This is a genomic window from Acidovorax sp. AC410 (genome assembly GCF_979253235.1).
The window spans coordinates 3,143,757-3,157,989 of sequence record NZ_CEEDCG010000001.1 but is presented as its reverse complement, the minus strand read 5'-3'; the positions used below and the strand labels follow the sequence as shown (position 1 = coordinate 3,157,989).

General features: G+C 67.0%; 11 protein-coding genes and 2 tRNA genes. 7 read left to right on the top strand and 6 right to left on the bottom strand.

All coding sequences use genetic code 11. From position 1 onward, the window contains the following. Positions 1–215 precede the first annotated feature (215 nt). The 3 genes from AC0IZS_RS14705 to hrcA form a co-directional block, all read right to left on the bottom strand. The gene (locus AC0IZS_RS14705; protein ID WP_471636279.1) at positions 216–1,277 is read right to left on the bottom strand and encodes a hypothetical protein; all 1,062 of its coding nucleotides are present in this window, start codon (positions 1,275–1,277) and stop codon (positions 216–218) included. A 597-nt stretch (positions 1,278–1,874) separates the two neighbouring features. Further along, positions 1,875–1,951, bottom strand: a tRNA-Ile gene (locus AC0IZS_RS14700). Between the two features lie 52 nt (positions 1,952–2,003). Next, complete coding sequence (hrcA, locus tag AC0IZS_RS14695; protein WP_471636278.1) at positions 2,004–3,002, bottom strand: heat-inducible transcriptional repressor HrcA; 999 nt, start codon at positions 3,000–3,002, stop codon at positions 2,004–2,006. A 202-nt stretch (positions 3,003–3,204) separates the two neighbouring features. Between hrcA and AC0IZS_RS14690 the strand changes: the two genes are divergently transcribed. The 3 genes from AC0IZS_RS14690 to rapZ are packed head-to-tail and all read left to right on the top strand — an operon-like array spanning position 3,205 to position 6,690. Next, positions 3,205–4,110 carry an NAD kinase gene (locus AC0IZS_RS14690; RefSeq protein WP_471636277.1) on the top strand — a complete coding sequence of 302 codons (906 nt, stop codon included), beginning with the start codon at positions 3,205–3,207 and terminating at the stop codon, positions 4,108–4,110. Positions 4,111–4,112: 2 nt separating this feature from the next. Beyond that, positions 4,113–5,822: a DNA repair protein RecN gene (gene recN / locus AC0IZS_RS14685; RefSeq protein ID WP_471636276.1), complete on the top strand. Its 1,710-nt coding sequence runs from the start codon at positions 4,113–4,115 to the stop codon at positions 5,820–5,822. Further along, on the top strand, positions 5,812–6,690 hold the full coding sequence (gene rapZ, locus AC0IZS_RS14680) for an RNase adapter RapZ (RefSeq protein WP_471636275.1): 879 nt from the start codon (positions 5,812–5,814) through the stop codon (positions 6,688–6,690). The genes recN and rapZ overlap by 11 nt, the downstream gene beginning before the upstream one ends. 171 nt (positions 6,691–6,861) lie before the next feature. Here rapZ and mutY read toward each other — a convergent pair whose 3' ends face one another. From mutY to mutM, 3 genes are all read right to left on the bottom strand, one after another. Continuing rightward, the gene (mutY, locus tag AC0IZS_RS14675; RefSeq protein ID WP_471636274.1) at positions 6,862–7,932 is read right to left on the bottom strand and encodes an A/G-specific adenine glycosylase; all 1,071 of its coding nucleotides are present in this window, start codon (positions 7,930–7,932) and stop codon (positions 6,862–6,864) included. Continuing rightward, on the bottom strand, positions 7,929–9,905 hold the full coding sequence (locus AC0IZS_RS14670) for a dynamin family protein (protein WP_471636273.1): 1,977 nt from the start codon (positions 9,903–9,905) through the stop codon (positions 7,929–7,931). Before AC0IZS_RS14670 ends, mutY begins: the two co-directional genes overlap by 4 nt. A gap of 154 nt (positions 9,906–10,059) precedes the next feature. After that, a complete protein-coding gene (gene mutM / locus AC0IZS_RS14665; RefSeq protein ID WP_471636272.1) occupies positions 10,060–10,875 on the bottom strand; it encodes a bifunctional DNA-formamidopyrimidine glycosylase/DNA-(apurinic or apyrimidinic site) lyase in 816 nt (271 codons plus the stop codon). Between the two features lie 29 nt (positions 10,876–10,904). On the opposite strand from mutM, the gene AC0IZS_RS14660 reads away from it, so the two are divergent. The 4 genes from AC0IZS_RS14660 (at position 10,905) to AC0IZS_RS14645 (ending at position 14,231) form a co-directional block, all read left to right on the top strand. Beyond that, the gene (locus tag AC0IZS_RS14660) at positions 10,905–12,704 is read left to right on the top strand and encodes a tetratricopeptide repeat protein (RefSeq protein ID WP_471636271.1); all 1,800 of its coding nucleotides are present in this window, start codon (positions 10,905–10,907) and stop codon (positions 12,702–12,704) included. Further along, on the top strand, positions 12,704–13,237 hold the full coding sequence (locus tag AC0IZS_RS14655) for a lipoprotein insertase outer membrane protein LolB (RefSeq protein ID WP_471636270.1): 534 nt from the start codon (positions 12,704–12,706) through the stop codon (positions 13,235–13,237). The genes AC0IZS_RS14660 and AC0IZS_RS14655 overlap by 1 nt, the downstream gene beginning before the upstream one ends. Positions 13,238–13,266: 29 nt before the next feature. Further along, a complete protein-coding gene (gene ispE, locus AC0IZS_RS14650; RefSeq protein ID WP_471636269.1) occupies positions 13,267–14,130 on the top strand; it encodes a 4-(cytidine 5'-diphospho)-2-C-methyl-D-erythritol kinase in 864 nt (287 codons plus the stop codon). 24 nt (positions 14,131–14,154) lie between these two features. Continuing rightward, positions 14,155–14,231, top strand: a tRNA-Gln gene (locus tag AC0IZS_RS14645). Positions 14,232–14,233 lie beyond the last annotated feature (2 nt).

The following is a 14,233-nucleotide window of genomic DNA, read 5'->3' as shown; positions in this document are numbered from 1 at the left end:
GTGTTTGCCCCAACGTAAACCCCTGGAGCAATCACAGAACTCGTCTGCTGCACGTATTGTAGCGCACGCAAAAGGTGCCTCCAGGCAAAAAGGCCAAATTTATTGGCCAGCGCCCCTGATCGGCCGGCGTCCCCTCTGGTCGGTGGCCCCATGCAAAAAGGCCCCGAAGGGCCTTTTTTGTGCAAGCGGGGGAGGCGCCGCGCGCGCCAACCCGTTTACTGGGGCCAGACCTTGCCCTTGCTCACAAAGGCGCCTGTGCTGGTCTTGTAGCCGAAGTAGATCTCGACATTGAAGGCGCGCAGGTCCGTGTCCGTCAGGTCCAGCGAGGGCGAGAACTTCAGGGAGGCCGCATTCGTGCCCAGGCTGGAGTAGGCCACGAGCTCGGGGTTGGGCAATACCAATTGGGCCCAGCCGTCGACCTTGCGGAAGAACCAGACGTCCGTCGTGTAGAACAGGCCGTTGGCGGGGATGCGTGCAGCCACCCAGGTGCTGATCCGCGGATTGGCAGCGACCTCTGTGGCGGACTGGGTCATCGTGATATCCAGCTTGAGGGGCTGACCGGCGGTAGAGGCCACGGACGTGGTTACTGTCGTGCCAGCAACCGGTGGATTGGTGGTGCCACCGCCGCCGCCAGGGCTTGCAGTGTCCACGGGGTCCGGGAAGGGGCTGGTGGTCCAGGTGATGGCGTTGTAGCCGGCCGCGTACTTGGGCATGTCCACGTCCAGGGCGCCCTGGTAGTCGAACAGCGCGGAACCGCTCAGTTGGCGCACATAGAGCCACTGGCCCTGGTTGGTGCTGCCACGGTTGGCGTCGAGCTGGCCGCCCACGAAGCGCAGCGTGCCGCCACCATCGTGCACGACGAAATGGTCAACGTCTTGGGTGACCAGGCGCGCAAACGAGGTGTCGATGCGCTCGCCCGTCTGTGCAGCCTGGTATTCGCTGCCACTCAGGGCTGCGGCACGGGTCGGCTCCTTGCCGTAGCGCAACACGAAGGCCGACTGGGTGCCTTGGGCCGCATAGCCCGAGAACAGGAACGAACGGGTTCCTGCGGGGATGAAGATCTTGAATTCCTGGTTCTGCATCTGGAAACCGGTGAATTCAGGCAGGGAGAGGGAACCACCGCCAGGGAAGGCGCAGCCGCCGGTACCAAAACCGATGGCGCAACCCGTCACCCCGGTAGGCGCGTACTGCTCCTTGAAGCCAACCTTGGTATCGAAGGTGTAATTGAAACTGCCGGGTGCCGGAGGCAGGGCAATCTTGTGCGCCGACTGGTGCATCGAAACGAAATTTGCTGCCTGGGCAAAGGTGGTCACTGCCGCTAAGAACAAAACAATTAGATACCGCATTGAATGGACTCCAAAAACAAAAATGGCCGAGCAGTGTCGGCAGGCTTCCTCCAGCAAAGCCCACCACCCTTTGGGTGAAAGTAGCGCAGACCAGGACGGCCCCGACCCTGCGTCCTGCACACTGGCACCCGGCGCCTGCACACCCCGATGGCCTCAGGGCTTGCAAGAAGCGTGACATTGCGTGTCTTCAAATGGTATCGATGGCCCGATGTCAATGCAGTGACGTGGCGCACAAGTTACATGCTGACACCCGGTCGCGGCAAATGCCTACAGACATGCGTAGTTTGACAGTGCTGGCCTTGAAAAGGGGCAAGACCGACTTCCCATGAAGGGTTTCCACGCGCGCCAGGAGCTCACAGGGGCGTGGCCCAGGGCGCAACGATGTAAAGGCACATCGCTTCAACTGTTGCGGCAGAACGTGACAGCTATCGACGAGAGAGCGTCAAAGCCATTGGCATGGCATTGGGCCATCTGGCCGACTTTTGTGGATTTGCTGCAAAAACAAGCGCAAATCATCCAGGCTGTATATGGTAGGGCGTGAGGGACTTGAACCCGCGACCAAAGGATTATGAGTCCTCTGCTCTAACCAACTGAGCTAACGCCCCGTGTACCTGACCGAAGATGGGGCACGCGGTATTGTAGGGTGTATCCAGGGGCTCAGCGCCGGTGGCTGAGCGCGTTGGACACCAGCTTGGAGGTGATGTCCACAATCTGGATCATGCGGTCGTAGGGCATGCGCGTGGGGCCGATCACGCCCAGCGTGCCGACAACCTTGCCATCCACCTCGTAGGGGGAGCTCACGATGGAGAGTTCCTCGAAGGGCACGACCTGGCTTTCGCCGCCGATGTAGATGCGCACGCCCTCGGCCTGGCTGGAAAAATCCATCAGGCGCAGGATCTGCGTTTTCTGCTCGAAGAGGTCGAAAGCGCGGCGCAGGTTGCCCATGTCGCTGGAGAAATCGCTCACCGACAGCAGGTTGCGCTCGCCGGAGATGACCACCTCGTCCTGCGCCTCGCCCTCCGAGCCCACGTTGACGGCCGCCTGCATCAGCGTGCCGATCTCGCCGCGCAGCGCGTCCACCTCGGACTTGAGGCGCTCGCGCACCTGCTCCATCGCCAGGCCGGCGTAGTTGGCATTGAGAAAATTGGCCGCCTCGATCAGTTGCGACTGCGAGTGGTCGATGTCCGTGAAGATCACACGGTTCTGCACATCGCCCTCGGGCGAGACGATGATCACCAGGAAGCGCCGCTCCGACAGCCGGAGGAATTCGATGTGCCGGAAAACCGAGGTGCGCCGTGGCGCCATCACCACACCCACGAACTGCGACAGGTTGGACAGCAGGTTGGCGGCATTGGCAATCACCTTCTGCGGCTGCTCGGGCGCCAGCGGGGGTGAAATCAAAGGGTCACGCTGCACGGTCAACATGGTGTCCACGAACAGCCGATAGCCTCTGGCCGTGGGAATGCGCCCGGCCGAGGTGTGCGGGCTGGCGATCAGGCCCAGCTCTTCGAGGTCGGCCATCACGTTGCGGATGGTCGCCGGCGACAGGTCCATGCCGGAGGCGCGCGAGAGCGTGCGCGAGCCGACGGGCTGCCCATCGGCTATGTAGCGCTCCACGAGCGCTTTGAGCAACAACTTGGCGCGGTCATCGAGCATGCGGTCGATTTTAATGAGGGAAGTGGGTGATCCCCTGTCGGGTTTCGTCTATCGTTGTACGGAGAAGTCCGCATGGGATGCACTAGCATTAAACACCGAGCCCGGTTGGGGCGGCCCGCACTGTGCCTTCCCGCGACGAACTGCGGCGCGCGCAAGGCCCCGCCCAGGCCCGGTGTTCCTACAACAATGATGTAATTTGACGATGACCTCCAATTTCCGCCACGTAGCGCTCATCGGCAAGTACCAGCAGGCATCGGCTACCGGCGCCTCCTCCATGACCGAAAGCTCGCGCCAGGCCCTGCAGGACATCGCCCAGTTCCTGCAAGGCCAGGGCTGCACCGTGGTACTGGAGGCCGAAACCGCCGCCAACACCGGTCTGTCCGGCTACCCCGCGATGGACGTGGACACCATCGGCGCGCGCTGCGACCTGGGCCTGGTGGTGGGCGGCGACGGCACCATGCTGGGCATAGGCCGGCAGCTGGCGCGCCACAAGACGCCGCTGATCGGCATCAACCAGGGGCGGCTGGGCTTCATCACCGACATCCCCTTCGGCACCTACCAGACCACCCTGCCCCCGATGCTGCAGGGCGAGTACGAGGAGGACCTGCGCCCGCTGATGCATGCCCGCGTGGTGCGCGACGGCCAGGTGGTCTTCGAGGCGCTGGCCATGAACGACGTGGTCGTGAACCGGGGCGCCACCTCGGGCATGGTGGAGTTGCGCGTGGAGGTGGGTGGCCGCTTCGTGGCCAACCAGCGGGCCGACGGCCTGATCATCGCCTCGCCCACGGGCTCGACGGCCTATGCATTGTCGGCCGGCGGCCCCATGCTGCACCCGTCCATTCCCGGCTGGGTGCTGGTGCCCATCGCGCCGCACACCCTGTCCAACCGGCCCATCGTGCTCTCGGACGCAACGGAGATCGCCGTCGAGGTGGTCAGCGGCCGCGACGTGAGCGCCAATTTCGACATGCAGTCGCTGGCCTCGCTGCTGCACGGCGACCGCATCCTGGTGCAGCGCTCCGAGCACTGCGTGCGCTTCCTGCACCCACTGGGCTGGAACTACTTCGCCACCCTGCGCAAGAAGCTGCGCTGGAACGAAGGGGGCTCCTGACCATGGCCTTGAGGCGCATCACCCTGCGTGATTTCGTCATCGTTGAGGCGCTGGAGCTGGAGCTGCAAAGCGGCTTCACCGTGCTCACCGGCGAGACCGGGGCCGGCAAATCCATCCTGATCGACGCCGTGCAACTGGTGCTCGGCGCCCGGGCCGATGCCGCCCTGGTGCGCGAGGGCTGTGCGCGCACCGACGTCTGCGCCGAATTCGACGCGCCAGGCCACATCCGGCCCTGGCTCGAAGAGGCGGGGCTGGAGGGCGAGGACCTGTTGCTGCTGCGCCGCACGGTGGACACCCAGGGCAAGAGCCGCGGCTGGATCAACGGCACGCCCGCCACGGCCACGCAACTGCGCGCGCTGGGCGAGCTGCTGCTGGACATCCACGGCCAGCATGCCTGGCAGAGCCTGACCCGGCCCGAATCGGTGCGCGGCCTGCTGGACGCCTACTCGGGCACCAGCGACCGGGCGACGCTTGCGCGCTGGAACCAGTGGCGGGCAGACCAGAAGGCCCTGGCCCAGGCCCGCGCGGCCCAGGCCACCCTGCAGCAGGAGCGCGAGCGCCTGCAGTGGCAGATTGCCGAGGTGGACAAACTGGCGCCCGGCGACGACGAATGGAGTGAGCTGGACGCCCAGCACAAGCGCCTGTCCAACGCCTCGGCGCTGATGGACGCGGCCAACGCCGCCATCGCGGCCTTGTCGGGCGGCGACGCGGAGGGCGGGGGCGCGCTGGACGGTCTCTCCCGCGCGCAGGACCTGCTGCAGGGCCACGAGCACCTGGAAGCCGAATTCGCCAGCGCCGCCGACATCCTCGACTCCGCCGTGGCGCAGGCCAGCGACGTGGTGCATTCGCTGCACGCCTACCTGCGCCACAACGACCTGGACCCTGAGCGGCTGGCCGCCGTGGATGCGCGGCTGTCGCTGTGGATGACGCTTGCGCGGCGCTACAAGCGCAGCCCGGTGGAGTTGCCCGTGCTGCTGCACGGCTGGAAGGCCGAGCTGCAGCAACTCGACGCCGCCGCCGACCTGGTGGCGCTGGAAAAGGCCGAGGCCGCCAGTGCCCGGGCCTACCAGGCCGCGGCGCGCGCCTTGTCGCTGGCGCGGGCCAAAGGCGCGCCACGGCTGTCGGCCGCCATCACCCAGGCCATGCAGGGCCTGGGCATGGCCGGCGGCCAGTTCGAGGTGGCCCTGGGCAAGCTGGCCGAGCCCGCAGCCCACGGCACGGACGATGTGGTCTTCCTCGTGGCGGGCCACCCGGGCGCGAGCCCCCGGCCCATCGGCAAGGTGGCCTCGGGCGGCGAGCTGTCGCGCATCTCGCTGGCCATCGCGGTCACCACCAGCGCCCTGGGTGAGGCGCCCACCCTGATCTTCGACGAGGTGGACTCAGGCGTGGGCGGGGCCGTGGCCGACACGGTGGGCCGGCTCATGCAGCAGTTGGGGCGCGACCGCCAGGTGCTCACCGTCACCCACCTGCCCAAGGTCGCGGCGCGGGCCGACCACCACCTGGTGGTCTCCAAGCGCAGCGGCGCCAAGGGTACGGCCAGCCAGGTCGTGGCCGTGCAGGGCGAGGACCGCATATCCGAAATGGCGCGCATGCTGGGCGGCGACGACTCCAGCAAGGTGACCGTGGCGCACGCGCGCGAGATGCTCGCCATCGCGCCGCCCGCCGCCCCCGTGCGCCGCCCCAAGAGAAGGAAGCAGACCGATGGCGCTTGAGATCGTGCTGATCACCGGCATGTCCGGCTCGGGCAAGTCGGTGGCCTTGCATGCCCTGGAGGATGCCGGCTACTACTGCGTGGACAACCTGCCGCCCGAGCTGCTGCCAGCCTTCGTGTCGCTGGAGCACCGGCACCACGGCAACCGCGTGGCCATCGCCATGGACGTGCGCAGCGCCACCTCGCTGCCGCTGGTGCCCCTGGAGCTCGACCGGCTGCGCAAGCAGGGCGTGGTGGTGCATTCGCTGTTCCTGGACGCGACCATCGACACCCTGGTGCGGCGCTTTTCCGAAACGCGCAGGCGCCACCCGCTGTCGCACGACGAACTGACCCCGGACGCGCTCAAGCAGGGCCGGCGCGCGCTGGTGCAGATCATCGAGCTCGAGCGCGAGCTGCTGGCCGATCTGCGCGAGGAGGCGCACGTCATCGACACCAGTGCCATCCGCGCCTCGCAATTGCAAAGTTACGTAAAGACCTTGATGGCGACGGCGCCCGGACAGCTGACCCTGGTGTTCCAGTCGTTCGCCTTCAAGCGCGGCATACCGGTGGATGCGGACTATGTGTTCGACGTGCGCATGCTGCCCAACCCGCACTACGAGCCCGAGCTGCGTGAAAAAACCGGGCTGGATGCCCCTGTGGCCGATTTTCTGCGCGCTCAGCCCGATGTGGCGCTGATGCAAAGCCACATCGAGGGTTTTCTGGCCCATTGGCTGGAGATGCTGGACCGCAACCACCGCAGCTATGTGACGGTGGCCATCGGATGCACCGGTGGCCAGCACCGCTCGGTGTACTTGGTGGAACGGCTGGCCGAGGCCTTCGGCAAGCGCTGGGCGACGCTGCGGCGCCACCGCGAGCTGGACGGGCGCTGAGAGGCTGCGAATCTTTCATCCATGCCCGCCTTGCACGCCAAAACACCCCGGCTCGTCGTTGCAAATGCTCGCCATAGCCCGAGCTATGGCTGTGCTTTGCGCCTAGATCCAGTGCGTTTTGACGCGCCATTCGGACACGGCCAAAAAATTCCCAGCCTCTGAGCGGACGCCTTACAACAGGCCGCCGAACAGATTGCCCAACAGCTTGCGGATGGGCGCAGGCAGTCCCATCGCCTCCCACTCGCTGGCGCCGAACCAGCCGCCTTCCCCGGCCGCATCGCGCGCCACGGGCGCCGTGAGCACCACGGGGTGCAGGTGCAGGTCGCGGTGGGTCAACACGTGCAGGAAAGCGCTCAGCGCCTCGGTCTGCCCCGGGGCCACCGGCTCGGGCAGGTGGGCCAGGTGCTCGTGCAGGTGCGCCTCGTCGGCAAACACCGGCAGGCAGAACAAACCGGCCCAGATGCCCGAGTCGGGCCGGCGCTCCAGCCACACGCGGCCCTCGCCATCGCGCATCACCAGCAGCCACCAGGATTCGGCCCGGCGCTTGAGCTTGCGCGTGCGTACCGGGTAGCGCTCGGCATCGCCGGCCTGGCCGGCCACGCAGAGGTCCACCAGCGGGCACGGCGGACAGTCGGGGGCGCGCGGGCTGCACAGCGAGGCGCCCAGGTCCATCAGGCCCTGGGTGTAGCGCGGCATGGCGTTGGCGAGGTCGTCCACGGGCAGCAGCGCCTCGGCCTGGTCCCAGAGCAGGCGCTCGTTCTTCGCCACGGCCAGGTCGGCATCGAAGCCCAGTACCCGCGTGAGCACGCGGCGCACGTTGGCATCGAGGATGGGCGTGCGCTCGGCAAAGCAGAAGGAGGCGATGGCACCGGCCGTGGAGCGGCCAATGCCTGGCAGGGTGGCCAGCACCTCGGCCGTGCGCGGGAAGGCGCCGCCGTGCAGGGCCACCACGGCCTGGGCGCAGGCGTGCAGGTTGCGTGCCCGGCTGTAGTAACCGAGGCCGCTCCACAGGCCCATGACCTCGTCCTGCGGGGCTGCGGCCAGGGCCTGTACGTCGGGAAATTTCTCCAGGAAGCGCGCGTAGTAGCCCAACACCGTGCTCACCTGGGTCTGCTGCAGCATGATCTCGGACAGCCAGACCCGGTACGGGTCGCGCGTGTTCTGCCAGGGCAGGTGGTTGCGCCCGGCCGTCGCCTGCCAGCGCACCACGCGCCGGGCGACCTCCCCTGCCGCAACGCTCATGAAAGCGGCAGTGCCAGGTCCACGGCGGACTCTTCGGGCGCGGCCTGCTCGGTCGCCGGCGGCGCGATCAGTTGGGCGGTCAGCTCCTGCAGGCGGTGCTCCAGCTGGATCAGCTCACCCTCGCCCTGCTCGATTTCGGCGATGCGCTCGACCAGCCCGCTGGCGGCCTGCTGGATGCGGTCCACCGCCTCCATGCGGCGGGCAAAGCTGCGGCGCCGCTCGCGCAACTGCGCGTCGAGCTGCGCCGTGGCGGACTTGCTCCACAGCTCCAGGTCGTTGGCGGCGGATTCGTACACCGTGCGCAGGCGCATGGCCAGTGCGCGCACCAGGCGCTCGGAAAACTCGGGTTGGGCCAGCTTGAGCGAGTTGCCCAGGCCCAGGTACTGCAGGTGGCTCTGCTCGATCTGCGACAGGTCGTGCGAAAAATGTTCCAGTTGCGGGGGCGGTGGCACCTGCAGCGAAAAGCCGAACTCGGCATTGAGCTGGCGGAAGGTACCGCCCAGCATGGCCTGGATCTCGGTGCCCGAGGCCTGGGCCTTGTCCAGCGTGCCACGCAGCTTGTCGAAGGTCTGCACGTAGATCTTCTTCACCCCGAGCTTGAGGCCCTTTTGCTGCAACAGCTGCGCCAGCTCGGCCAGCTCCACCTTGAGCGCCTTGGAGCCCAGTTGCTGGAACACATCGCGCAGGAGCTTCAGATGCACCGCACGCACGGCCTGGATCTTGGAGGCGGAGAGATCGAACTCGTGCTGCTCCTGCTCGATGCGCTGGCGCATGGACTCGATGACCGAGGCGTTCTTGCCGCGCAGGCTGCGCAGCTCGGCCATCTGGTCGTCCAGGTCGCGCCGGCGGATGTTGATGACCCGCCCAGTCTCGGCGCGCAGGCCCGCGACGCCCGTGGCCACGGCCGCGCGCAGGATGGCCTGGCGCTGGCCCATGATGCCCTTGGCCAGCGCTTCCTCGAGCACGGGCAGGCCGCTGGTCTCCAGCAGCAGGTCATCGGCCGAAATCTTGGCCACCAGGCCCTTCTGGGCGGACACGGGCACCACCTTGTCGGGGGATACACCCAGCATCTCGGCCGCCGTGTTGACCTGGCGCACCATCTGCGCCTGGATCTGCTCGGCGGAGTTGAGTGAATCCCACAGGGTGTCGATCTTGTTGAGCACGACCAGCCGGCCGTCCAGGCTCTCGGCCGAGGTGGCCAGGTGTTCGCGCCAGATGGACAGATCCGAGCGGGTCACCCCGGTATCGGCGCTCAGGATGAACACCACGGCATGGGCCTGGGGAATCAGGTTCACCGTGAGCTCGGGCTCGGCGCCCACGGCGTTCAGGCCCGGGGTGTCCAGGATCACCAGCCCCTGCTTGAGCAGGGGGTGAGGGATGTTGATGATGGCGTGGCGCCACATGGGCACCTCGACCAGGCCATTGGCGTCGGGAATCGGGTTCTCGTCCACCAGGTCGTCGTGCCAGAAACCCAGCGCGCGGGCGTTGTCCAGGCTCACGCGGCGCACTTCGGCCACCTTTTCGAGGGCCTTGGCGATCTGGTCCGGGTCGTTCACGTCCAGCGGGATCTCCTGCCAGCGCTCGGGCCTCAGGCGCCATTCGGCCAGGCCGTGCATCTGCAGGCGCGTCTCGATGGGCAACAGGCGCAGGCTGGGGGCGAACTCGGCGTCGTAGCCCAACTCGGTCGGGCACATGGTGGTGCGCCCGGCGCTGGCGGGCATGATGCGCCGGCCATAGTCGGCAAAGAAGATGGCGTTGATCAGCTCGGACTTGCCGCGCGAGAACTCGGCAACGAACGCGACCATCACCTTGTCGGTGCGGACCTGGCTTTCCAGGCGCTGCAGGCGCTCCTGCACGGATGCGTCCATCAGCTCGTGCGAAGACATCCACTCGGCCAGCTGCTTGAGCTGCTGAGCGAACGCACGTCTCCACGCGCCATGCTGGTCAAACTGCTCGTTGAATGAAGGTCCCACTTTGCTCCCGGCGTTCGATAACGACTGTTTCTGTTCTGAACTGAACAAAATATAGCATCGACTGCGCGCCAGCCATAGCTGTGGATGGTGCTTACCCGTCACGATGGGCCGCATACACCACACTCGGCCGGGCAAGCCGCCCTCCGGCGGCCCCTCAGGCGCGCTGGCAGAGCGGGCAGAAAAAGCTGCTGCGCTGGCCCTGGCGCAGGGCCCGGATGGGGGTGCCGCAGACCTTGCAGGGCGCGCCCTCGCGCCCGTACACATTGGCGTGGGCCTGGTAGCTGCCATAGGCGCCGTCGGCGTTGGAGAAGTCCTTGAGCGTGCTGCCCCCCAGCTCCACGGCGCGCTCCAGCACCTGGCGTATGGCGGCATGCAGACGCCCCATTCTGGCGGGGCCGATGCGCGCCGAGGGGGTCTGCGGGCGAATACCCGACAGAAACAGTACCTCCGACGCATAGATGTTACCGACGCCCACCACCACCTTGCCCGCCAGCAGCATCTGCTTGATGGGCGCGCGGCTGGCCTTGATGCCCCGGCTGAAGGCGTCCAGCGTGAAATCATCGGACAGGGGCTCCATGCCCAGGCCACCGAGCAGCTTGTGCGCCACAGCGTCGGCCTCGCCCGCCGCATGCACCACCGCGCCGAAGCGGCGCGGGTCATGCAGACGCAGGGTGCCCTGGGTGGTGACCAGGTCGAAATGGTCGTGCGGGCCCGGCGACGGCAGCCCGTGAGCGAAGCGCAGGCTGCCGGACATGCCCAGATGCACCAGCAGGATGCCCTCGTCCAGGTCCACCAGCAAATACTTGCCGCGGCGGCGCACGCCCAGCACCCGCCGCCCCACCAGGGCATCGCCATCGGCCCCCAGCGGCCAGCGCAGCGGCTTGCCCAGCCGCACGCCCGTGACCCGGGCGCCGGCGATGGCCTGCGCAAAACTGCGCCGTGTTACTTCCACTTCGGGCAACTCAGGCATCCAAAGCCCTCACGAACAGGTAGTCATGCATGGATTATTATGGGTCGATGGTGCCTTCAAACTACTTTCGGTCTGCCGTGTTGACAGTTGCTCTTGCAGCCATCGCCAGCGTGGGCTATGCGCAGCAGCCACCCAGTGGAGCAGCAGCCCCGGCGACCGCGCCGCCATCCGACGACGCCCCTTCGAGCAACCCTGCCCTGGATGCAGAGCTGTTCTATGAAATCCTCATGGGCGAGATCAACGCCCGCACCGGCGAGGCCGGCACGGGCTACGCCCTGATGCTGGAGGCGGCGCGGCGCACCAACAACCCCCAGCTCTACCAGCGGGCCGCCGACATGGCCCTGCAGGCGCGGGCGGGCGACCATGCGCTGGCAGCTGCCAAGGCCTGGCGCGACGCCCAGCCAGACTCGCGTGAAGCCAACCGCTATGTGCTGCAGATCCTCATCGCACTGAACCGCATTGGCGAAACGCCGGAGTTGCTGCGCCAGGAACTGGCCCAGGCCCCGGTTCAGGCCAAGCCCACCATCCTGGGCATCGTGCCCCAGATGTTTGCCCGCGCCAGCGACAAGCCACTGGCCGCCAAGGTGGTCGAGCAGGCCCTGGCCGACGAACTGGCCAAGCCCGCCAACGCGGCCGCTGCGCACATTGCCATCGGGCGCGTGCGCCTGGCCGCTGGCGACAAGACCGGCGCGCTCGCCAGCGCCCGCGCCGCCCAGGATCTGGACCCGGCCAGCGAAGGCCCCGCCCGGTTGGGCATGGAGCTGCAGGAAGAGGGCGTGCCCGAAGGGGAGGCGCTGGTGACCCGCTATTTCGCCAGCCAGCCCCAGGCCACGCCCGAGATGCAGATGGCCTACTCGCGCGTGCTGCTGGGCCAGCAGAAGTATGCCGAAGCCAAGACCCAGCTCGAAGCCGTGACCCGCGCCAAGCCGGACCTGCCAGAGCCCTGGCTGATCCTGGCCACGCTGCAACTGCAGGACAACCGCCTGGACCTGTCCGAAACCTCGCTCAAGCGCTTTCTGACGCTCATCGAGGGCCCGGACATCAACCGCGAAGCGCGCCAGCGCAGCCTGAACCAGGCCTACCTGCTGTACGCGCAGATAGCCGAAAAGCGTGGGGATTTCGCCGCGGCCGAAGGCTGGCTCGCCCGCATCGAGAATTCGAGCGAGCTGTTCAGCGCCCAGAGCCGCCGCGCCTCGCTGCTCGCCAAGCAAGGCAAGATCGCCCAGGCGCGCGCGCTGCTGCGTGCCCTGCCCGGCGTGACCGAAGACGACAAGCGCATGAAGCTGCTGGCCGAAGTGCAATTGCTGCGCGACCAGCGCCTCTTCAAGGAAGCCTACGAGGTGCAGACCGAGCTCGTGGCCCTGGCCCCCGAGGACGGAGAGCTGCTCTACGACCAGGCCATGCTGGCCGAGAAGGTCGGCCGCTTCGACACCATGGAAAAGCTGCTGCGCCAGATCATCGCGCGCCAGCCCGACTACCACCACGCCTACAACGCGCTGGGCTACTCGCTGGCCGAGCGCGGCCAACGCCTGCCCGAGGCCCGCCAGCTGATCGCCAAGGCCCTGGAGCTGGCCCCGGGTGACCCCTTCATCACCGACAGCCTGGGCTGGGTAGAGTTCCGCATGGGCAACAAGGCCAAGGCGCGCGACCTGCTCGAGACGGCCTTCAAGGCCCGGCCCGACGCCGAGATCGCCGCCCACCTGGGTGAGGTGGTCTGGAGCATGGGCGAGCGCGACAAGGCCCTGGGCATCTGGCGCGAAGGCCTGCGCCTGAACCCCGAGAACGACAGCCTCAAGGACACCTTGAAGCGCCTGGGGGCCAAGCCCTGATGCGCAGCAGCACTGGCAGCGCCGCCGGCAGGCCGGGCGATGGCCTGCCGCTGCGCCGGTGGCTGGCATGGCTGGCCCTGGCCTGCACGCTGTGGCTCACGGGCTGCGCCCAGCCGCCCCGCGCTGCCGAATCCGGCTCCGCATCCTGGTCGGGCCGCCTGTCACTGCAGGTGGAGGGCCAGGCAGCGCAATCGTTCTCCGCGCTGTTCGACCTGCAGGGCAACCCCGGCAAGGGCGAACTGGTGCTGACCAGCCCCCTGGGCAATACCCTGGCGCAACTGCGATGGGAAGACGGGCGCGCCCAGCTCACCACCGGGCAGGAGACGCGCGAATCCACCTCGCTCGATGAACTGCTGCGCCAGGCCACCGGCACCGCCATCCCGGTGGCCGCCATCTTCGAATGGCTCAATGGCAACCAGGCCACCGCCGCCGGCTGGCAGGCCGACCTCTCGGGCAGTGCCGACGGCCGCTTGGTCGCGCGCCGCCACGACCCCACCCCCGAAGCCACGCTGCGCATCGCGTTCAGCCGCTGAGCGGCGCCCCGCCCTCCCCCTTTCTTTCCATGCAAGCGCTGTACGACATAGCCGCCCCGGCCAAGCTCAATCTTTTTCTGCACATCACGGGCCGGCGTGCCGATGGCTACCACCTGCTGCAGTCGGTGTTCATGCTCATAGACTGGTGCGACACCCTGCACTTCGAACGCCGGCCGGGCGGCGCCCTGAGCCGCGAAGACCTGGGCCCGGCCCTGCCCGAGATGGACCTGGTGCTGCGCGCCGCGCACGCCCTGCAGGCGGCCACGGGCTGCACCGAGGGCGCGCACATCGGCATCACCAAGCGCATCCCCGCGCAGGCCGGCATGGGCGGCGGCTCGTCGGACGCGGCCAGCACGCTGCTGGCGCTGAACCGGCTGTGGGGCCTGAACCTGTCGCGCCAGGCGCTGCAGAAGATCGGCTTGGCCCTCGGCGCGGACGTTCCATTTTTTTTATGCGGCACGAACGCTTTTGTCGAAGGAATTGGTGAGACAATCACGCCGCTTGAGAATGCACAGCAACTTCCGCAAGCACGCTTCGCGGTCGTCAAGCCCGCAGCAGGGTTGGAGACAAAAGCAATTTTTTCTTCGCCGAGTTTGAAACGCGATTCTGGCTGTGCTACAATCTTAGGCTTTGCTGCAACACACTTTGACTTCGGTCGAAACGATCTGCAGCCAGTTGCCGAGGCGCTGTGCCCCGATGTTACGCAAGCCCTTTCGTGGCTTTCGCAGCGCGGGATGCGACCCAGGATGACAGGCTCAGGAAGTGCTGTGTTTGCACAAATGCCACATGCAGCGGATCTGGAAGGCGCCCCCGGCGACTGGCAGGTCAGGGCATGTGACAATTTGATGGTTCATCCTCTGGCAGGGTGGGCATCAGACGAGAATTTCGGTTAGCTGCTTTCGGCAGTTGACCCGTGTAGGGGAGTCGCCAAGCTGGTTAAGGCACCGGATTTTGATTCCGGCATGCGAAGGTTCGAATCCTTCTTCCCCTGCCAAA